This is a genomic window from Xanthocytophaga agilis (genome assembly GCF_030068605.1).
Lineage (GTDB): Bacteria > Bacteroidota > Bacteroidia > Cytophagales > 172606-1 > Xanthocytophaga > Xanthocytophaga agilis.
In genome coordinates this window covers 1-20872 of sequence record NZ_JASJOU010000010.1, presented here as the reverse complement: position 1 = coordinate 20872, position 20872 = coordinate 1, and the positions used below count along the sequence as shown (strand labels likewise).

Genomic DNA, 20872 nt, shown 5'->3' with positions numbered 1-20872 from the left:
ATTAGATGTTACTTAAATCTTTAGAAGATTGTAGCTGGATTTAGTTATACTAAGGCAAGCGGTTTTTGCCAAACATTATTTTACGAACAAAATTTAATTTGCACCTTTGCACTCCTTTATACATATCCCCTTTATGACTTCTATTGCCATTTTTGCTTCCGGTTCTGGCTCCAATGCTCAAAAGATCATGGAATATTTTGACAATCATCCTTCTATTCAGGTAAAGCTGGTATTGTCAAACAAAGAAGATGCACCTGTATTATTACGGGCAGCTAATTTTATGGTGCCCACTTATGTATTTGACCGCAAAACATTTTACGAAACAACCAAAGTAGAGGAAGAATTAGCAAGCTATAAGATAGATTATATTGTACTGGCTGGATTTCTCTGGTTGATCCCTTTGCCTTTAATACATACTTATCCTAATAAAATCATTAATATTCATCCGGCGTTGTTACCTAAATATGGAGGAAAAGGAATGTACGGAATGAAAGTGCATGAGGCTGTGGTACAGGCAAAAGAAACAGAAACAGGCATTACTATTCATCTTATTAATGAAGAATATGATAAGGGGGCACACCTCTTTCAAATATCTTGCGTAGTAGAAGCTAATGATACACCAGAACGTATAGCAGAAAAAGTACATGCGTTAGAACATACACATTTTCCAAAAGTAATTGAAGAGTGGATACTAAAGACCAGAAGCTGAATAATCTGTTTAAGAAGGGCGTGAATGGAATGATGGATTACAATTTCATACATCTGAATGAAAAAAAATGCTATTTCTGATAGCGGGTTTTTAAATCAATCAGCAAAAAAACTAACTTTGCGCCTTCGTTTTTCTTGAGTACGATTTTGATTAGTTTTTAATAGTTTAATTACATCCTTTAGCCAGCTGGTAAGCTGGAATATTTTGTTTCTGTATCTGCCTATTCACTCTATCAGCAATTTCAGTTTTTATGTCTTCTCGTAAAATACAATCAGCCCTGATTTCTGTTTATTATAAGGATGGTCTTGCGCCTATTGCCCAATTGCTTCATCAACAAGGTGTTACTATATATTCAACTGGTGGAACACAGACGTTCCTGCAGGATCTGAATATTCCTGTAATTCCAGTAGAAGAGCTAACATCATATCCATCTATTTTAGGTGGTCGTGTAAAGACTCTTCACCCTAAAGTTTTTGGAGGGATTTTGCATCGTCGTGATGAAGCATCTGACTTAGATCAGGTAAAACAATATGAGATTCCTTCTATTGATCTGGTGATTGTAGATTTATATCCTTTTGAAGAAACAGTTGCCTCTGGCGCATCTGAAGAAGATATTATTGAAAAGATTGATATTGGAGGAATTTCGCTGATACGTGCTGCTGCAAAAAATCATAAAGATGTTGTAATTGTTTCTTCTCGTGAACAATATGCAACATTAGAGCAAATATTACGTGATAAAAACGGAGAAACAGAATTAGTTGACCGTAAATATTTTGCTGCCCAGGCTTTTGATATAACTTCTCATTACGACACTGCGATTTTCAATTATTTTAATCAGGAAGAGACGATTCCTTCATTGAAAATATCGGAGCGTCAATCTCAGACATTACGTTATGGGGAAAATCCACATCAAAGAGGATGGTTTCATGGTGATTTAAATGCAATGTTTGATCAGTTGCATGGTAAAGAGTTGTCATACAATAACTTACTAGATGTAGATGCTGCTGTTCTTCTTATTGAAGAATTTAAAGGAGAAACAGCATATGCCATTCTCAAGCACAATAATGCATGTGGAATTGCAGTGGATCCCAATCCGACTCAAGCTTATCTGAAAGCCTTAGCCAGTGATCCTGTTTCTGCATTTGGAGGTGTTATTATTACTACAACTGAAGTAGATATTGCCACAGCAGAAGAGCTAAATAAGTTATTTTTTGAAGTGTTGATTGCCCCCTCATTCAGCCAGAGCGCATTTGAGTTACTTACCACTAAAAAGAATCGGATTCTTTTAAAGAAAAAAGATGTAACATTGCCTAAAATGCAGGTACGTACAGTCTTAAATGGTATTATGCGTCAGGATCGGGATGCTAAAATGGAGACAGTGTCTGAATTACGAACTGTAACTGAAAAAGTACCAACAGAAGCAGAAAAAGAAGAACTGATTTTTGCTGCAAAGATTTGTAAGCATACTAAATCAAATACTATCGTTTTATCAAGAGACAAGCAATTGATTGCTAGCGGTGTAGGGCAAACATCCCGAGTAGATGCTCTTAAACAGGCTATTGAGAAAGCTCGTTCTTTTGGATTTGATCTACAAGGTGCTGTTATGGCGTCAGACGCTTTCTTCCCATTTGCTGACTGCGTCGAAATTGCACATGCTGCAGGTATTACAGCTGTGATCCAACCTGGAGGATCCATTCGTGATCAGGATTCTATCGATTTTTGTAATCAGAATGGTATGGCAATGGTCACGACAGGAATCCGCCATTTTAAACATTAATGCCCTATATAAATCTACATAAATGTAGAAAATCTTACAAGGCATAACTCTTATGTCAAAAGTAGTATTTTTCATAGATTTGCTTTTGGCTGTTTTGTTTGTAATTTTGGAGATTTAGTGGTTTATACATCTAAGTATGAGAGTTGTTTGATTTGTTTGAACTAATGTAATTCAAAGAAAATATATGGGATTGTTTAACTTTTTGACAAGTGATATTGCGATAGATCTGGGCACTGCTAATACACTGATTGCACATAAAGACAAGATTGTTGTAGATGAGCCTTCCATCATTGCTATTGATAAAATGAATAATCGTGTACTGGCCATTGGCAAAGAGGCCATGCAGATGCACGAGAAAACACATGAAAATATCAAGACAATCCGGCCTCTTAAAGATGGTGTGATTGCTGATTTTACCGCTGCCGAACAGATGATCAAAGGTATGATCAAAATGATCGATACTGGCAGCAAGTTATTTACTCCTTCGCACCGTATGGTAATCTGTATTCCTTCTGGAATTACAGAGGTTGAAAAACGGGCCGTTAAAGATTCTGCAGAGCATGCAGGTGCTAAAGAAGTTTATATGATTTATGAACCAATTGCAGCTGCAATTGGGATTGGTATTGATATCGAGCAACCAGTCGGTTCAATGGTAGTTGATATTGGTGGAGGTACAACAGAGATTGCTCTTATCGCTCTTTCTGGTATTGTATGTGATCAATCTATACGGGTAGCAGGTGATGTATTTACGAAAGATATTCTGGACTATATGCGTCGTCAGCATAACTTGTTGATTGGAGAACGTTCTGCCGAACGAGTGAAGATTGAGGTGGGTTCTGCTTTGACTGAGCTCGAAGTGCCACCAGCTGATTACGAGATCCGTGGACGTGATTTGATGACGGGTATTCCTAAGACTGTAAAAGTTACCTTTACAGAGATTGCGTATGCTCTGGATAAATCAGTATCCAAAATAGAAGAGGCAGTATTAAAGGCACTGGAGATGGCTCCGCCTGAATTATCTGCAGATATTTACACCAATGGTATTCACCTTACTGGTGGAGGAGCTTTATTACGAGGTTTGGATAAAAGAATTGCCGCTAAAACAAAGCTGCCAATCCATGTTGCAGATGATCCTTTAAAGGCTGTTGTGCGCGGTACAAGTCTGGCCATGAAGAACCTGCGTAGTTTCCGTCCTGTATTGATGACCTAATTTTTACTGAATAGGGAACAACGTAAACATAACTTCGTATATAGGATGTTTTAGTATAATTCATCTGGGTATACATTTGCGTATTTCCCTATTCACACTACAAGAACATGCAGCGGATTTTTTGGTTTTTATTTACCTACAGGGCTTTTATTCTATTTGTACTGCTGGAAATTTTCTGTGGATGGCTTATTGTGAAAAATAATGCCTACCAGGGAGCCTATTTTTATAATTCTTCAACCCGATACACTGCAGATGTTCTGAAAAAGACACAAGAGGTAAAAGATTATTTTGGGCTCAAAGATGTTAATCGGGAACTGGCTGCAGAAAATGCCCGATTACATCAGATGTACGAACAACTTGCATTAAGCAAAATAGCACAGCAGGGAAGTTATAAGCCTGATTCGGCACTAACTCAACGATTTAAGTTTGTTGCGGCTAAGGTTATACGGAGTTCTACTGTTTCTCCACGTAATACCATTACAATAGATAAAGGTACACTGGATGGAATTAAACCTGATATGGGAGTTATCTCTCCACAGGGAGTAGTTGGAAAGATAACCGCATGCTCGGAACATTTTTCTGTAATCACTTCCATATTACACATCGATTATAGATTATCTTCACAGATAAAAAAGAATGGAAGTGTTGGGACTGTAGAATGGGATGGCAAAAATAGCCAGATATCTGCAATGAGATATGTTCCTCGTTATGTGGAGGTTCAGGCAGGAGATACTGTAGTAACATCCAGTTATAACTCTGTATTTCCTCAAGGTGTGCTGGTTGGTGTTATTAAGAAAGTTAGTGCTGCACCATCTGAAACTGCTTATGATCTGACAGTACAGCTGGCAACTGATTTTAACAGATTGTCTTATGTATATGTAATCAACAATATTTACAAAGAAGAACAGGAGATACTGGAAAAGAAGAATGTTCCTGTAGAATCAAATACGCCATAATTTATATCTGGGAAAGAAAGAGATATCTATAAGCAACCGGCGGCCGACTTACTATGAATGGTAGAGAATTTTTTTTGCAAGCTATATATTTTGTCATTTATGTAGGGTTACAGATGGTTTTTGTCCGTAACCTGGTTGTATTTGATGTAGCTTTTTGTTTTGTCTATGTAGCATTTATCTTATTGCTACCTCTGGAAACAGACACGGTATTATTGTTATTGCTCTCCTTGATAACGGGTCTGCTTGTAGATTCCTTCTATGATACAGCGGGTATACATGCGGCAGCTTGTGTACTAATGGGATATTTGCGTCCTTGGGTGATTCGAATTATTACACCTCGTGGAGGATATGATCAAAACCTGAGGATATCTCTGGATCATATGGGAACAGAGTGGTTCTTTTCTTATTCCCTTATTCTTATAGTATTTCACCACCTGGCTTTATTCCTCATTGAAGCAAGCCAATGGAGTCTTGTTCCATTGGCATTACTCAAAACACTTTGTAGTTCTGTATTTACCTGGATTATGTTGGTTATTATACAGTATCTTTTTTATCGGAGACGATAGCCAGATTTACTTTATAAGGCCATTAGCTTCTATTCTGGCTTTTCTGATCTCTGTATTAATAATATCTGTTTCAATTAATCCATCACGAAGCCTAACGATACGGTGTGCATAGCGTGCTATATCTTCTTCGTGTGTTACCATGATAATAGTATTGCCTTTGCTGTGTAATTCCTCAAACAGGTCCATAATCTCATAAGATGTTTTGGTATCAAGGTTCCCTGTAGGTTCATCTGCCAGAAGTATACTTGGATCATTAACAAGAGCTCGTGCTACTGCAACCCGTTGGCGCTGACCACCTGATAATTCGTTAGGCTTATGCTTATATCGTTCTCCCAAACCTACACTTCGTAGTGCCTCAAGTGCCTTCTCTGTGCGGTCGGATTTGTTAAAGCCTGCATAAATAAGAGGCAGTGCCACATTTTCCAATGAAGAAAGACGGGGAAGAAGATTAAAAGTTTGAAATACGAACCCAATTTCTTTGTTTCTTATTTCAGCCAATTCATTGTCACTCATATCACTAACATCCTTGTTATTCAGGATATATGTGCCATTAGTGGGAGTGTCCAGACAACCAATAATATTCATCAAGGTTGATTTTCCTGAACCCGATGGCCCCATAAATGCAACATATTCTCCTTTATTAACAGATATAGTTACAGATTTCAGGGCTTCAATTACCTCCTCACCCATGATATATCGTTTGGAGATGTTATGAGTTTCAATGATCTTCTTCATCGGATTAGTTTGATAGTTTAATCCTATCTCTGTATGAGTACAGAAATAGGGATTTGGCATAATATGGATAATGTTAATCTAGAAGAACTCACACACAATTACCAATATCTCCAGAATAATGGAAATAACGTCTGTCGTTTGTTTAGGATTTTGTGATGGCTCTGATTCCTCAGAATTCATGGAGTCTTCTGCTGATTTTTCCAGTTCCATATATTCATAATTTTTCTATTTTAAAAATAGAGAAATTACTTCCATTCTGCCAGCTTTTTTTCTATCAAAGCTCGTTTCTCTTCATATTTCGGTGCAAAAGACTGATAATCGGCAGGAGAGAGGATTCTCTTAAGTTCTTCCATACCTTGAGCTGCATAGTCTGTAAGATTTAGTTCAAGCGATTGCAGAACGTATGCTTTCTGAATTTCAGGTGCCATTGGGTTAATTTGCAATGCTGTAGTTAAGATCTCATATCCCCGGTCTGGATTATTCTGACGATTATAAAATTCTTCAGCGGCCAGAACAATACTTTCGTCAAAAGGAAGTTCTTTCATTGCTTGAAGATAATATTTTTCAGCCTCTGATTTCTTTCCTGTGTTAGCTGCTATTTCGGCTTGATAGAATGTCTTTCTGGGTGAATGAGATGAGGCAATAAGCTTTGCCAGTGTATTCCAATCCTTTTTCAGCCATACCGTTTTAACTTGTAGCTCATTAATTAACTCTTTTGCTGAACTATCGGTAACAGACAAAGACTGAAGCGCCTGTAGGTCACTTTCTGCTGCACTGGTATTATTTGCATTCAGATGATTCTCAGCCAGATACAACAATGCAGATGCTCTAAAGCTTAAATCATTAATACTGGATACAACAGGAGTTAGATCCTCTTTGTGACTAAAGTAAACCAATGCTACTTTCTCCGCATCAGATAGAGAATCTGTCTTATATCCTGATAGAGTATGTGTTACTTTTGCCATCGTATTTGATACACCTCTAAACTGAGGTATGGGGCTCATACGTAATGCTTGCCATAGGGAGTCTGCTCTTCCAAAGTCCCCAGTTTCTGTTAATGCAAACCCTTGATTAATTAAACTAAGTGTATCTCCTGCCTTGACAGCTTTTTCAAACCGATATACGGCTAATGCAGGAGCATTTTGTTGTAAATACCAGGTACCTAATGTTTTATTTAAGTGTGCTGACTGTTGTCCACTGGTTCCTTGTTCTGTATTTTTTAAAATATCTACTCCTTTTGCAATGTTTTGTGTATGATATAACTGCACAGCTTGAGCAAAATCCAGATAGCTGGTGAACAAGGAGTTGTCCGGTTTGCTGGTTACAAGTTTAATCTGGTGAGTTGGAAGAGTATCTTTATCTGTTTTGTGATTCAGAACATAGTTATACAAGTAGGTAAATCGTTCTCGCGTCAATAAAGTGTCTGGAATTGGAAGATAAGCTTGTTTATCCTGTTTATGTAACATATTGCTCATTACCAGTCGGTTGCTCTCCAGAGCATAATAGCTGGATGGTTGGATTGTTCCAAATACCGAATCTATTTTTTGTGTAGAGAGATTTTTAGCCCAGAAGGCCACAAGATTAGTCTGTACTTCTTCAGATCTGTCTGTCAACTCAAGGGCCTGATTATAAAAGTAATAGGCCGAATCCAGTACATGCGTTTTTTCATACAGAATTGCCAGGTTATTAAATAATTCACCACTGTTAGGAAACTTCTGAGTACCTTCTTTGAGCGTAAATAACGCCTCAAAAAATAATTCCTCCTGGCTATAAAGCTGGCTTAAAGCCGCATATGTATAAGGTGTGGGTTTATTGGTAATTGCCTGTTTTAAAAAGGCTGCCATAACTTCCGGATTATTGTGTTGTTTGGCAATAGTCGCCAATGCATAATTGGATTTATGGTTACGTTGCTGAAAGAGTAATGCTTTTTTATAATACGATTCAGACAAAACATAACTCTTTTCCGCAAAGTAAAGGTCTCCCAGGTAGTTATGATAGCCTGCAACTCCTTGGTTAAATGGCAACATGCTAACCCTGAATAAAAGGGCTAGCATAATCAAAGCTGCCAGCGCAAATGAAAGTCCGAAGGGCATGATACGAGGCTGGTACATTATTTTATGTACAGGTAGTCCCTGAGTCATTGGACCACGGAAATTAATTAGTACATACATATAGAATGCTATTCCCATCGCAAGATGTGAATAGATAATGGTATCCTCATACATATCCACCATTGGATCGTTGCCTGTTGCAATGGCGTACCCAATACTGCTTACAGTAATAATGCCGAGAGCTGCATACAGCATAGTGCCATATGGGTCTGATAGCCAAGAGTCTACTCGTTTACGAAAGCCCCAGATACCCAGTATAAGAGTAACAATGAGTAGATAAAATCCATTGATGTATAGGAAGTTCCAGTCAATAAGGCCTGAGTTGTACAGATAAGAAACTATAAGGTTCCCTACATAAAAAAGAGTAATTACTGTAAAGTGGAAAACGCTGTTACGACTGGTTGTTATACCTGTATTGGTGATGAGCAATAACAAATGAGAAGGGATCTCGTGAGCTGTAATAAAGATAAACAATACACTTACAATTGCCAGAATCCTTGTACCATATGACAAAATACTCATTGATGGATTGTGTATTGCAGCAAACTTTGTTGAGATAAAAGCTACAAAAAAAATCACTATCGTAAATGTCAGCAATCGGACAGGCAGTGATATGTCAGGACGGAATGCATGGAAATAATAGCTGACAGGGAGTAGAACTATGAGAAACGCAATAAGAATTGTAAAATTAGGGAAACCCCATACCTGTAATATATCAAACTGAAAGGAGGTAAATAAGGCTATGACAACCATCATACCTCCCAGATACCACCAGCGTGATAATGCAGGAAGTAGGCTCAGTATCCATATCAGAGCAATTGCAACACTGCCCCCATAGATATAGGTTGCTGCTTCATTGATTTGCATGTCTGAAGCTTCAAACCATTCTACTACGAGAAAACTTGGGGCTGTTGTAGTAAAATTGAATATGCCTTTGGTAAAGCTATCTATATCGAAAGAAATATCCTGAACTTCATTTACAGTTTTCCAGTCAATGACAGCATCAGATCCAATTACCTTCTGAATAAGATAGATAATAATAGAAATGCCAAACAGAACAAAAATACTTATGTATAAACGACGATATAGAGGGAGCCAACGGTTCCAGAAAAATAAATCCTGTTTCATGTAGAATGCAAAACAATAAAATGGATAAAGGCCTGTTATTCAGACCTGGAAAATCTTTCAGTAATTGAAAAATGGTGCAAAAGAATAACTATAAGTGTAAGCTTATCTGTAAGGTAAGTAAATACTAATAAGCTATAACACAATAAATTATAAAGGATATTTCTTTTACAAAACGATGGGGCAAATATGATATATACATTGTGTTTGCCAAAAGTAAATCAGGCAAATTGCGAAACAATGTAAGTTTTTGGTGAAAAAGAATTCCTGAAAAAAGCCTATAGATTAAAAAAGTAAGAAAGAGTGCCAAAAAAGGCTTTATTCTATTACTTTGGGTACCCGAAAGTGTACTCCATCTTGTTTGGGTGCGTTTTCCAGAGCTTTAGGCCGAGGTAAGGTTTCAGAAACAATATCTTCGCGCATTACATTCAGGTCAGTATTAATATGAGTTAATGGCTCTACATTACTTGTATCTATCTCACTTAATTTCTCTACCCAGGTTAAAATTCGATTGAGATCATTTAGGATTTCTACTTCATCTGATTCTTTCAGATCCAGTCGGGCCAGATTGGCAATTTTACGTAATGTATCTTGATCAGCATTCATAGTAAGTTAAGTATCTGTCTACCTGTTAATATTCCGATTAGGAGTACAAAAGTATAAAAAATCGTATATCTACTATCTTTTTTGTTTAGGATTAATAAGCGTATAGGTAGCAGAAATTGGGAAATGATCTGAGAAACCTATTTCTCGATGAGTTTGAAAATCAAAAACATCCAAGTGGCTGTCACTATAAAACTGATTATCTATACGCAGAAAGAAAAGTTTGCTATCATTATAGGAAAATCCAAATCCGCTACCTGCATCTTCAAATGCATTGGCAAGGTTTTTACGTATTTTCTGATACGCAAAACTATAAGGGACAGCATTAAAATCTCCACAAACGATCACAGGGTAAGGACTTTCCTGAATGTAGCGTTCCAGTATCGTTACTTGCCTGCTATGGGTAATAAAGCCTCTTCGTAATCTGGCAAAGACATCTTTAAAGCCTGATTTTACTTCTTTATATTCTTTATTAATGCCAAGTTTTTCTGCACGGATACTCATAGAGTAAAGGTGAATACTAAAAACTCTCAATGTATCTTCACCAACCTTAATATCTACAAAGATACCTTTGTTTAGTGTCCGTCTGTCAAATATTATATCTCCAGTATGAATGATAGGGTATTTAGTGAATATGGCGACTCCATCAAATCCTTTACTGCCATCTGATTGGGCCAGAGGTGTAATATAATAGTTGTAATTGCCGCTGGTTGCGATTTTGGATATAGCGTTAAATGTTTTTGATCCATCTTCATCATGAAACTCCTGTAAGCACTTAATATCTGCATCACTCTGACTAATCCATTCAATAATCTTTTTAGGTTTCGACTTATCCCCTTCATAATAATCGTGTGCATTGAGACGCTGTGTATTATAGCTAAGTACTTTAATAGTATTCTGAGTACTGTCTGAAGCTTCTTTCCAATGCAAAACAAAAGTACGTTCAAAAAGTGGATAAGCTATAATGAGTATCAGGATAGATACAATGGCTCGTTTAGAATAGGCCCATATCCAATAGATACTAAGAAAAATATGTATAACCAGAATGATTGGAATAGAAAGTGTAATAAACCCTACTGGCCAAAAGCGTGTAGGGGGTATATGAATAGCCAGAAAGGCTATCAGACTATATAGGTACAATAGGATGTTAAAAATCCATACGATTCGCTGTCGCCAGGTTAGTTTTTGAATACGCTGGTTAGTCTGAGAATATACTTTAGTAAAGAACACGTTATGTAAGCTGTTGTATGGTTTTATAATCGCTACTCTGGACAAAGGTAGAATAGCTGATAAGAAAAATAAACTTTTTGATGTATCTTCTACCAGTCTGGTAAGATCACTATCAAATTGTTCTGAAAAGGTTTAACGTGTATTACTCTGAAAAGATTTGCTGGAAGGACGAAAATGGATGAATGGTTGTTATAACCATCTGAGGAAGATTTACATCACATCAGGCTGTGAAGATTGACAGTAAAAGCCTGATGTGTTAGGTCGTGATATTGTAAGTTTAGATACTTATTGCCATTGCTGCACCTAAAGATGAGCCCAAAGGGGTAGGAGTAGCGATTATTTCAAAAGAAGGCAGCGATCGGCTTAACATTTCAATGAATAAAGAACTATTTGTAAAGCCGCCATCCACAAACAATTTGTGAATATGAGTACTACCAGTTGCCAGCTTTATAGAACGTACCTGAAGGTCGATCATCTCAATCATCATTCGATGTAATGCCTCTTCAAAAGATCCAAAAACAGACAAATCTGTCTGATCTGCACCTATAATGCTGTTGTCTGGAAACTGAAGATTTTGCCAGCAAAAAGACTTTTCATGCAGGCCTTTCCATTTTATATATATTCCTTCATCGAACTCAACTTGGCGAAAGTAATCAGGAGATTTCTGAAAATAAGTGGCTAATAATTGGGTTTGATAATTGTACTCATTTCCCAGGAAAAGCCTTGAGGCTTTGACCGGTTCCCCATTTGTTTGAAGATACAATAAACAATCCTGATTCAACTCTTCTTTGGTAAGTGGTTCGTTATTAAAAGGGTTGAACGTAATATTCCATGTGCCTGTAGAAAGAAGTAAAAAAGGTTCTTTGTTTTGAACAATATAAGGTAATAGTGCGGCAGAGCTATCATGAATGCCTGTTCCTACACGAATCGTATGGCCATTTAATTCTGAAAATGTAAATTGAGTAGTAGGCACTAATGGTGGCAGAATGGTGTCAAGCTGTTCATTAATCACCCACCTATGATAATGTCGTGTAACAAAGTTCCACAAGCCTGTATGACACCCAACACTGGTATACTCACTGGCAGCCAAACCAGTAAATAAGTAACTACAGTATTGGGGAAAATGAAGTGAATACCGAATTTTTGCAAATAAGTCTGGTTTTGTTTTGCGAAGCCAGTAGAGTTGCAACCCTGAATTGAGCATACCTAGTGCAGGAGACGCTGTATATACTGAGAATGTATCTTTCCCTTCATTCTTTTCATAAAAATCTTCCAGTAACTCAGATGGATAGGGCTTTGTATAATTATAAAGAGGAGTCAATGGAGTACCCTGTGCGTCCAGATGGACAAAACTGGCGCCATAGGTTGAAAAATTGAGACGTTTGATTTCAATAGTATCAGACTGTAAAAAGCGATTCAATGTTTGTTGCATCCATGTTGTGACTGCCAATAAATCTTCACATGGATAACCATCCTCATCTGTTGTTTCTGGAATTGAAATGTATTCCTGATGTAACTCTTTGAACTCAAAATCAAATAGAAAGAATTTCTTATTGGTTTTTCCAATATCAAATACGGCGATGGTTGGCTGCTTCATAAATGTTATATAGATACAAATCCTGTGTTACATTCTTCAACACAGGATTTGGTTAGATAGAAAGATCATGCATTTTAATCATGATCTACACTAAAAGGTATGCTATTCTTATAAGCCTGTTGCCACAGTGACACTACCCCGTTCCTTAATCAATTGTTGTCGTATATTTAAGTAGCGATAGGCTTTGATAGGCTCTATAACACCCCCTGAACGCAAACGTGCTTCCTGTAATAGTGGACGTACATCCGTCCGAAATGCATCTTGTAGAATTTCCTGACCAACAGACACGTCATTGTTTAATTGAGCATCCCATAAGCCTTGGCGATCTACTATCAATGCCTGGACATAAGCCAAACGGATAGCTTCCAGTGATTGAATCAGATCTTCCAGAGGATCTTTGAGATTGTGACTGGCATCAATCATCCAGGCAGGCGCTGGATTCTGTGCTGTATTGTTTTCCAGTCCGTACACTAATTCATTAAATATGAGATACAATTGGTATGGTTTGATACTACCTACTGTCAGATCATCATCACCATATTTGGAATCGTTAAAGTGAAATCCTCCCAGTTTACCCCGGTACATGAGCGTGGAAACAATTTGTTCAATGTTGGTATTAGGCAAGTGATGTCCTAAGTCAACTAAAGTATAGGCTTTATTACCTAATTCATTTGCCAACAAAAATGAAGTACCCCAATCCTGAATAACTGTTGAGTAGAAATACGGCTCATAGGGTTTGTATTCAATAAAAAGTTGCCAGTCGGCAGGCAACTGAGCATAGATCTCCTGTAAAGACCGTAATGTATTGTCTAGTGCTCTGCGAAAGTTTAGTTGGCCGGGAAAACTTGAGCCATCTGCCAGCCAAACGGTTATAGACTTGGAGCCTAGTGCCTGCCCATAGCTTATTACTTCTATATTGTGCTCTACAGCTTGTTTACGTACATCTGCATTGATATGTGAAAGGGAACCAAACTTATAACTCAAAGCCTGATCTTTCTGATCCTGAAAGGTATTGGAATTCATCGCATCAAATACAATATCCAGTTCGCTGGCTTGCTGCTTGATAGCTTGAGCATCACGTGGGATATCCCATGGAATATGTAGTGAGATAGCTCCAGCTGATCTGGTAAGGGCATGCAGCAACCCGATATCATCCAGTTTTTGCTCTAGATTGCCGGGTTCTCCACCTGTTGAAAAACGTCCAAACCGGGTTCCACCAGCTCCCAAAGCCCAGCTGGGAATTGCTATCTGAAATTGCCGGAGTTTCTCAACAACAGCATCTGCATCAATTGATTTTTGAGCCAGCAGTTCTTTGGTTATGCGATAGTTATTTTCATGAACTTTGATCGCACTGGCATTGTATTGATCTATATGAGACGATTGGATACGCATAGTGAGAACAGGTGTAAGAGTGAATAATTAAGAATAAAAAATGATGTTGCCTACAGGATAGTAAGTGGTTAGCGTATTGTGTATTTTCATACTTTGCACTAGAAAAATACTATTTTGTAAAGAGAAAGAAAAACGCGCTTTAAGCGCGTTTTCAATAGCTAACAAGTGTTAACGAGGGAAGGCATTCGCTAAGCCACCATCTACATTCAACATGTTACCTGTGGATTTGGATAATAGTCCTCCTACTAATACAAATACCGCATTCGCAATATCTTCCGGAAGAATAATCTCATTAAGTAATGTCCGTTTGGCATAATAGGCAGGCAATTCTTCCACAGAGATACCATAGGCTTTAGCCCGTCCTTCAGCCCAGCCACTTTGCCATATTTTACTATCTGCAATAACAGCATCCGGATTTACTACATTTACCCGAACTTTATCTCCGGCAAGTTCGGCTGCCAGTAATCGACTCATATGCAACTGTGCCGCTTTTGCAGAGCCATACCCAATGTTATTAGGTCCGGACATCAGTGCATTTTTGCTGACAATATTGACAATATCTCCACCGAGACTTTGCTTACGTAATACACTAACACCTGCCTGAGATACAAGGTATTGACCCTTAACCAATACATTATATAGCAAATCCCAATCTTTTTCTGTCGTTTCTTCAATAGGTTTAGAGATGGAGAGGCCTGCACAGTTCACAATAATATCAATACCTCCAAAACTTAATGAAGCTTGTTCGAAAGCCTTTGTAATTGCCTCTGCGGATGTAACATCCAGCACTACAGAAGCTGAAGCATCTTTGCCAAATGATTTTTTGAATTCTTCTGTTGCACCTTCCAGACGTGTACTGTCATTGTCATTGAGAAGAACACATGCACCTTCTTCTACAAATTTTCTGGCAATTGCTTTACCTATACCACCAGCGCTACCTGTTATCAGAGCTACCTTACCTGTAAGTGGCTTGGGTTTAGGCATACGTTGTAACTTTGCCTCTTCCAGAAGCCAGTATTCTATATTAAATGCTTCCTGTTGTGGCAGAGAAGTATATTCAGAAACAGCTTCTGCTCCACGCATCACATTGATGGCATTAATATAAAACTCAGCAGCAACACGGGCAGTTTGTTTGTCTTTGGCAAAAGTAAACATACCTACTCCAGGATAGAGAATCACAACCGGATTAGGATCACGCATAGCTGGGCTATCTGGATGTTTGCAGGTTTCGTAGTAATTGGTATACATTGCCCGATAAGCATCAAAGGCAGGTGACAACTTTTCCTTTAGTGCTTTTGTATTGGTAAGGTCCTCTTCAGGTTTAAGATTTACTACCAGCGGACTGATCTTTGTCCGTAAAAAGTGGTCTGGACAACTGGTTCCCATAGGTGCTAGTTTACTAAGATCCTTTGAATTAATAAACTCCAGTACCCGATCATCATCAGTGAAATGTCCGATCATGTTAGTATGTGAAGAACAAAATCCGCGTAATGTAGGCGCTAAGAGAGCTGCTTGCTGTAGTCTTTGTTCTTTAGATAAAGAATTAAGTTCTACTCCTCCAAATACAGGGCCTTTTTTGCCATAGTTCTCCTGTAAAAACTCCGAGTAGCGTTCTATTACATCTAGTGTATTTACATAACAATCATAGGCAGTGTCTCCCCATGTAAATAAGCCATGCGAACCTAACATTATACCTCTTAAATCAGGATTCTCTGTTACAGCCTGCTGAAGTTTCAACCCCAGATCAAACCCCGGACGCTGCCAGTCTACCCAACCAATAGCTCCATTAAATAGCTCCTGATTGATTCGCTTTCCATCTTTTGCTGCCGCAATAGCAATGGCCGCATCAGGGTGAAGGTGATCAATATGTTTGTAGGGTAAGAATGCATGTAGAGGAGTATCAATAGAGGGAGCTTTGGATGATAGATCATATATACAATGATTAAACAATTCTACCATTTCATCTTCAAAAGCTAGTCCCCGATATCTTTTTTTCAAAGCATGCAAACGATCTAGATACAATGCTGCTAATCCGCTACGTTTGAGTGTGCCAATATCCCCTCCGGAACCTTTCACCCACATTACATCCGTTGGTGTGCCGCTTAAAGGATCTGTTTCTACCGTTTTCACGCTGGTGTTTCCTCCACCATAGTTAGTCAATCGTAAGTCAGCCCCCAGTAAGTTCGAACGATAAAGTAAAAGTGCAACTTCATCTCCTGCTAACGTTTCTGCATGTGCATGATCCCATAAATAGCTCACATATTTGTAAGCAGACACTGCTGGATTATTCATTGTTTTAAATGTATTAATTTGTGGATGATGTAAAAATAAAAGAACTTTACTCTGCGTCTTTCCTGTACTTTCCTGTTATTCCAAAGATTATATACAGGTATTACAGATTGTGTATTGCATCTACATACTCCAAATACCGGCAATCCATTGTTTAATTTTCAACTCTTATGTATAGATTACAGATTAATCCTGAAGAGAAAACACCTAAATACAAACAAATCGTATCTTCTGTTATTCACGATATTGGAAAAGGTATATTAAAACGTGGAGACCATCTGCCCTCTATTAATTATGTTAGTGAAGAATATTATTTGGGACGTGATACTGTAGAAAAAGCCTATAGGGAACTGAAGGAACTGGGATATATTTCATCTGTGGCAGGAAAAGGATTCTATGTGGAAGGTTCTCCTACTAACAAAATTCGTATTCTGTTGGTGATGAATAAATTAAGTTCTTATAAGAAAATTGTCTATTACTCTTTCTTGAAAGCCCTTGGGGATAAGGCAACTGTTGACTTACATATTCATCATTACAATGCAACTCTTTTCAGAGAGATCATAGAAAAGAATCTGGGCAAATATCATTATTATGTAGTGATACCTCATTTTTATGAAAACATAGATAAAGTAGACATCCAGCAAACATTGGAACAAATTCCCAGGGATGAATTAATCTTATTAGATAAAGATCTTCCGGAAGTAAAGGGGGAAATCATTTCTGTATACCAGGATTTTGAAAAAGATATTTACCAGGCACTCGAGACAGGGGAGGATCTGTTAAAAAAATATGAACGAGTAGTACTTGTATTTCCCAGTGATGGCAACTATCCACAGGAGATTGCACGTGGGTTTAAATTGTATTGTATTCACTACCAGAAAAAGTTTGTTATAATTGAAAATGCAATGGATGAAAAAATAGCTTCATCAACAGCATATATTGTTATAGAGGAAACAGACCTTGCTGAGATTATTAAGAAAATTCGTCAGACTCCTTATGAGATAGGAAAAGAAGTTGGAGTAGTGTCTTTTAATGACGCAACTTTAAAGGAATTGTTGTCTATTACAGTTATAACTACTGACTTTGAGACTATGGGGCGCACGGCTGCTGCCTTGTTACTGGATAAAAAGAAACTTCGTATTAAAACCCCGTTTTCTATGATCAGAAGACAGTCATTATAACTATTTAGATCTTGCAAATAATATAAGAATGAATCTCCGATAAAAGTGTGTTATGTGTAGTGTGAATTATATTATACTTTTGTGCCGAATATACCCAAACACATTAATCATGGAAGTAAAAGATAGTAATGGAACACTATTGAATGATGGTGATTCTGTAAAATTGATAAAAGATCTAAAAGTAAAAGGCTCTTCTATTACTTTAAAAAGGGGAACTGTTGTGAAAAATATTCGTTTGACAGATGATGAAGAGGAGGTAGATTGTAGAGTTGACAAAGTAAATATTGTATTGAAGACCTGTTTCCTTCAGAAGATGTAATTAATAGCCTGTGAATTATAGCTAAAACAAAAAGCGCTGATCTGCAAAGATCAGCGCTTTTTGTTTTAGTTCATACATGTATTTTATTGGATAACAACTTTAGAATGTTGTATACCTTTCTGTCCTCTTACTGTTACAGTATACATACCTTTATTTAAAGTAAGGTTCTGTAATTGAATAATTCCATCTACAACTTCTACATTTTGTTGGAAAGCTACATTACCATTTAAGTTATAGAAAGTAACTACCATGTCTTGTCCATTCTGGCTCTGATCATCTATTTTGAATGCAACCTGATCACCATTCGAAGGATTTGGATAAGCTACCAGACTTGCAGCAGAAGATGTTCTACCAGAGTTAGCTGCAGTAGCCGTTGGGATCTTTTTATACAGAACATTTTTTGGAACAATTGTAGGTGTCGCAGATGAACCTCTACCAGGATTTACAGTTCCAGGGATGCTGCTGTATAGTTCAAGCCCTGCATTATCCCAACACATACTTTGAATGATTTCAATTGTATAGAAACCAGTTCCAGCAAAACTTACACGAGCTGTATTGGAGTTAAATGCCCAGTTTTCTTCGTTTATAGTTACTTGTACTCCATTAACAGTCATTGCAGCATGACCTTGTGAATACAATGTAAAGTCAACATCAATAGTACTATTACCTGGCTGAACATCGAATTCTGGCTTAATTTCAATATATCCAAATAACTTTACAGTTGATGTTTCCAGATTCTGATTTGGTGCACCTGAACCGTCACTACCTAGCCATGATCCCCATGAACTTGAATATGATGATGTATTAGCACTTCCGTTTGGATAATCTACAGCTGTCGAAGTGAAGGTAAATGCTGCTGCCTGTCCTGCGATAGATTCGCGTGTTTTAGGAACTGTGAATCCAAATTGGGTATACAGTTGTCCATTCAATCCATCTCCTGTTGTTGCTGTTGCTCCAGATGTTACAGAAACACTAACGATAGTAGAAGTAGCAACACCTGTTTTATCATCAGTTGCTTTTGCTGTTAAAGCATACGTTCCTGTTGCAGAAGGTGTCCAGTTGATTGTGTAAGGAGCTGTTGTTGTCTCACCTATTTTGCTTGTTCCTGCAAAGAACTCAACTTTACCTACTTTTCCATCTGTATCTGCAGCATTAGCAGTGATAGTGATAGCATTACCTGAAGTAAACGATGTATTGTTAGCAGGAGATGAAATCGCTATAGTTGGTGCTTGATTTGGAGATGTAATTGTTACATTAACTGCAGAGGAAGTAGTCACTCCACCTTTATTATCTGTTGCTTTTGCTGTTAGCGCATAGGTTCCAGCCGTAGCCGCATTCCAGCTGAAAGAATAAGGAGAACTTGTTTTCTCTCCAACTTTCGTAGATCCAACATAAAACTCTACTTTAGCGATTGAACCATCTGCATCAGATGCATTAGCAGTCAGGTTGATGCTACTTCCAGTTGGATACGAAGCATTTGCTACTGGATTTGCCAAGCTTACTACTGGTAGTTTATTAGCTGCTGGTTGAGTACTAACAATTACACTTATCGCAGATGATGTTGTAACAGATCCTTTGTTATCAGTAGCCTTTGCAGTTAAAGAATAAGTTCCAACTGTAGTAGTGCTCCATGTAACTGAATAAGGTGATGCTGTTTTTTCGCCAATCTTAACTGCACCTGCATAAAACTCTACTTTAGCAATTGAACCATCACTGTCTGTAGCAGAAGCTGTAGCTGTAATTGTTGCGCCTGTTTGAAAACCTGCATTAGCAGAAGGAGATGTTAATGCAACAACAGGGGCTTTATTAACAGGTGCATTAATCACTACTGATATTGCAGAGGAAGTAGTCACTCCACCTTTATTGTCTGTTGCTTTTGCTGTTAGCGCATAGGTTCCAGCCGTAGCCGCATTCCAGCTGAAAGAATAAGGAGAACTTGTTTTCTCTCCAACTTTCGTAGATCCAACATAAAACTCTACTTTAGCAATTGAACCATCACTGTCTGTAGCAGAAGCTGTAACTGTTACGTTTCCAGTTGTGAAAGTTGCATTTGCGGTTGGTGCGGTCAGACTTACTACCGGCAATTTGTTTATCGCATTTACAGAAACACTAACGATAGTAGAAGTAGCAACACCTGTTTTATCATCAGTTGCTTTTGCTGTTAAAGCATACGTTCCTGTTGCAGAAGGTGTCCAGTTGATTGTGTAAGGAGCTGTTGTTGTCTCACCTATTTTGCTTGTTCCTGCAAAGAACTCAACTTTACCTACTTTTCCATCTGTATCTGCAGCATTAGCAGTGATAGTAATAGCATTACCTGAAGTAAACGATGTATTGTTAGCAGGAGATGAAATCGCTATAGTTGGTGCTTGATTTGGAGATGTAATTGTTACATTAACTGCAGAGGAAGTAGTCACTCCACCTTTATTATCTGTTGCTTTTGCTGTTAGCGCATAGGTTCCAGCCGTAGCCGCATTCCAGCTGAAAGAATAAGGAGAACTTGTTTTCTCTCCAACTTTCGTAGATCCAACATAAAACTCTACTTTAGCGATTGAACCATCTGCATCAGATGCATTAGCAGTCAGGTTGATGCTACTTCCAGTTGGATACGAAGCATTTGCTACTGGATTTGCCAAGCTTACTACTGGTAATTGGTTGGCGATTCCTGTTCCTCCAGATTCATAAGCACCAATATCAGGGCTGTTACCACTATATTTCATTGCAATAGGGGCTGCTGGCAAACTGCTTGTTCCTTTATCTATCAGATTACTACCTTCAGCTGTAGATAAATATGGCAAAGCTAAAGCCCCAGAACGTAACAAAGCTGGAGTAGTCTGAGTGTTGTTGCTTACCGATGCCCCTGAAGAAATAGCCGAGAATGGCTCACTGTGATGGTTGTTGCTCACTACTAATCCCTGTGGCTGGGCTGTGCCTCCTTCATATGTTACCGCTGTGATCTGACCGCCTGTACTCACATCAAAGGCATTGTTGAATACCTGCAAATTCTTGGACGCTACCCCATTGCTGGTCGATCGGATCTGAAACAAAGCCGGATTGCCGCTACCATTGATGGTG

General features: G+C 38.1%; 16 protein-coding genes. 7 read left to right on the top strand and 9 right to left on the bottom strand.

Annotated elements, in window-relative coordinates:
* Positions 1–133: 133 nt before the first annotated feature.
* From purN to QNI22_RS24785, 5 genes are all read left to right on the top strand, one after another.
* Positions 134–709 carry a phosphoribosylglycinamide formyltransferase gene (purN, locus tag QNI22_RS24805; RefSeq protein ID WP_314514703.1) on the top strand — a complete coding sequence of 192 codons (576 nt, stop codon included), beginning with the start codon at positions 134–136 and terminating at the stop codon, positions 707–709.
* A gap of 250 nt (positions 710–959) precedes the next feature.
* The gene (gene purH, locus QNI22_RS24800) at positions 960–2486 is read left to right on the top strand and encodes a bifunctional phosphoribosylaminoimidazolecarboxamide formyltransferase/IMP cyclohydrolase (RefSeq protein ID WP_314514702.1); all 1527 of its coding nucleotides are present in this window, start codon (positions 960–962) and stop codon (positions 2484–2486) included.
* Positions 2487–2670: 184 nt separating this feature from the next.
* On the top strand, positions 2671–3696 hold the full coding sequence (locus tag QNI22_RS24795) for a rod shape-determining protein (protein ID WP_313976666.1): 1026 nt from the start codon (positions 2671–2673) through the stop codon (positions 3694–3696).
* 107 nt (positions 3697–3803) lie between these two features.
* Positions 3804–4652: a rod shape-determining protein MreC gene (mreC, locus tag QNI22_RS24790; protein ID WP_314514700.1), complete on the top strand. Its 849-nt coding sequence runs from the start codon at positions 3804–3806 to the stop codon at positions 4650–4652.
* 53 nt (positions 4653–4705) lie between these two features.
* Entirely contained in the window at positions 4706–5218 is a 513-nt protein-coding gene (locus QNI22_RS24785) for a Rod shape-determining protein MreD (protein WP_314514699.1), read from the top strand.
* Positions 5219–5224: 6 nt separating this feature from the next.
* Here QNI22_RS24785 and QNI22_RS24780 read toward each other — a convergent pair whose 3' ends face one another.
* The 8 genes from QNI22_RS24780 to QNI22_RS24745 all read right to left on the bottom strand — a co-directional run bounded on the left by QNI22_RS24780 (position 5225) and on the right by QNI22_RS24745 (position 16303).
* Complete coding sequence (locus QNI22_RS24780; protein ID WP_313999897.1) at positions 5225–5953, bottom strand: ABC transporter ATP-binding protein; 729 nt, start codon at positions 5951–5953, stop codon at positions 5225–5227.
* A gap of 78 nt (positions 5954–6031) precedes the next feature.
* Positions 6032–6163 (bottom strand): hypothetical protein, encoded by a 132-nt coding sequence (locus QNI22_RS24775; protein WP_314514697.1) that lies wholly within the window; start codon positions 6161–6163, stop codon positions 6032–6034.
* Positions 6164–6198: 35 nt separating this feature from the next.
* On the bottom strand, positions 6199–9192 hold the full coding sequence (locus tag QNI22_RS24770) for a tetratricopeptide repeat protein (protein WP_314514696.1): 2994 nt from the start codon (positions 9190–9192) through the stop codon (positions 6199–6201).
* Positions 9193–9507: 315 nt separating this feature from the next.
* Positions 9508–9795: an Asp-tRNA(Asn)/Glu-tRNA(Gln) amidotransferase subunit GatC gene (gatC, locus tag QNI22_RS24765; protein ID WP_314514694.1), complete on the bottom strand. Its 288-nt coding sequence runs from the start codon at positions 9793–9795 to the stop codon at positions 9508–9510.
* A gap of 72 nt (positions 9796–9867) precedes the next feature.
* Positions 9868–11022 (bottom strand): endonuclease/exonuclease/phosphatase family protein, encoded by a 1155-nt coding sequence (locus tag QNI22_RS24760; RefSeq protein ID WP_314514692.1) that lies wholly within the window; start codon positions 11020–11022, stop codon positions 9868–9870.
* A 277-nt stretch (positions 11023–11299) separates the two neighbouring features.
* On the bottom strand, positions 11300–12619 hold the full coding sequence (locus QNI22_RS24755; protein WP_314514691.1) for an FGGY-family carbohydrate kinase: 1320 nt from the start codon (positions 12617–12619) through the stop codon (positions 11300–11302).
* A 108-nt stretch (positions 12620–12727) separates the two neighbouring features.
* On the bottom strand, positions 12728–14011 hold the full coding sequence (locus tag QNI22_RS24750; protein WP_314514690.1) for a sugar isomerase: 1284 nt from the start codon (positions 14009–14011) through the stop codon (positions 12728–12730).
* A gap of 168 nt (positions 14012–14179) precedes the next feature.
* Positions 14180–16303, bottom strand: a complete 2124-nt coding sequence (locus QNI22_RS24745) for a bifunctional aldolase/short-chain dehydrogenase (protein WP_314514688.1) — start codon at positions 16301–16303, stop codon at positions 14180–14182.
* Positions 16304–16470: 167 nt separating this feature from the next.
* Here QNI22_RS24745 and QNI22_RS24740 point away from each other — a divergent pair, with 167 nt between their 5' ends.
* Together QNI22_RS24740 and QNI22_RS24735 are read left to right on the top strand one after the other, a co-directional pair.
* Entirely contained in the window at positions 16471–17481 is a 1011-nt protein-coding gene (locus QNI22_RS24740) for a GntR family transcriptional regulator (protein WP_314514686.1), read from the top strand.
* Between the two features lie 109 nt (positions 17482–17590).
* Complete coding sequence (locus QNI22_RS24735; RefSeq protein WP_313999924.1) at positions 17591–17800, top strand: alkylphosphonate utilization protein; 210 nt, start codon at positions 17591–17593, stop codon at positions 17798–17800.
* Between the two features lie 83 nt (positions 17801–17883).
* Here the strand turns inward: QNI22_RS24735 and QNI22_RS24730 are convergent.
* Positions 17884–20872, bottom strand: a 2989-nt coding sequence (locus QNI22_RS24730; RefSeq protein ID WP_314514685.1) for an Ig-like domain-containing protein, incomplete at its 5' end; no start/stop codon positions are given.

Coding starts and splice junctions, on each gene's coding strand:
- purN (WP_314514703.1), top strand. CDS start 134: ATGACTTCTATTGCCATTTTTGCTTCCGGTTCTGGCTCCAATGCTCAA.
- purH (WP_314514702.1), top strand. CDS start 960: ATGTCTTCTCGTAAAATACAATCAGCCCTGATTTCTGTTTATTATAAG.
- QNI22_RS24795 (WP_313976666.1), top strand. CDS start 2,671: ATGGGATTGTTTAACTTTTTGACAAGTGATATTGCGATAGATCTGGGC.
- mreC (WP_314514700.1), top strand. CDS start 3,804: ATGCAGCGGATTTTTTGGTTTTTATTTACCTACAGGGCTTTTATTCTA.
- QNI22_RS24785 (WP_314514699.1), top strand. CDS start 4,706: ATGAATGGTAGAGAATTTTTTTTGCAAGCTATATATTTTGTCATTTAT.
- QNI22_RS24780 (WP_313999897.1), bottom strand. CDS start 5,953: ATGAAGAAGATCATTGAAACTCATAACATCTCCAAACGATATATCATG.
- QNI22_RS24775 (WP_314514697.1), bottom strand. CDS start 6,163: ATGGAACTGGAAAAATCAGCAGAAGACTCCATGAATTCTGAGGAATCA.
- QNI22_RS24770 (WP_314514696.1), bottom strand. CDS start 9,192: ATGAAACAGGATTTATTTTTCTGGAACCGTTGGCTCCCTCTATATCGT.
- gatC (WP_314514694.1), bottom strand. CDS start 9,795: ATGAATGCTGATCAAGATACATTACGTAAAATTGCCAATCTGGCCCGA.
- QNI22_RS24755 (WP_314514691.1), bottom strand. CDS start 12,619: ATGAAGCAGCCAACCATCGCCGTATTTGATATTGGAAAAACCAATAAG.
- QNI22_RS24750 (WP_314514690.1), bottom strand. CDS start 14,011: ATGCGTATCCAATCGTCTCATATAGATCAATACAATGCCAGTGCGATC.
- QNI22_RS24745 (WP_314514688.1), bottom strand. CDS start 16,303: ATGAATAATCCAGCAGTGTCTGCTTACAAATATGTGAGCTATTTATGG.
- QNI22_RS24740 (WP_314514686.1), top strand. CDS start 16,471: ATGTATAGATTACAGATTAATCCTGAAGAGAAAACACCTAAATACAAA.
- QNI22_RS24735 (WP_313999924.1), top strand. CDS start 17,591: ATGGAAGTAAAAGATAGTAATGGAACACTATTGAATGATGGTGATTCT.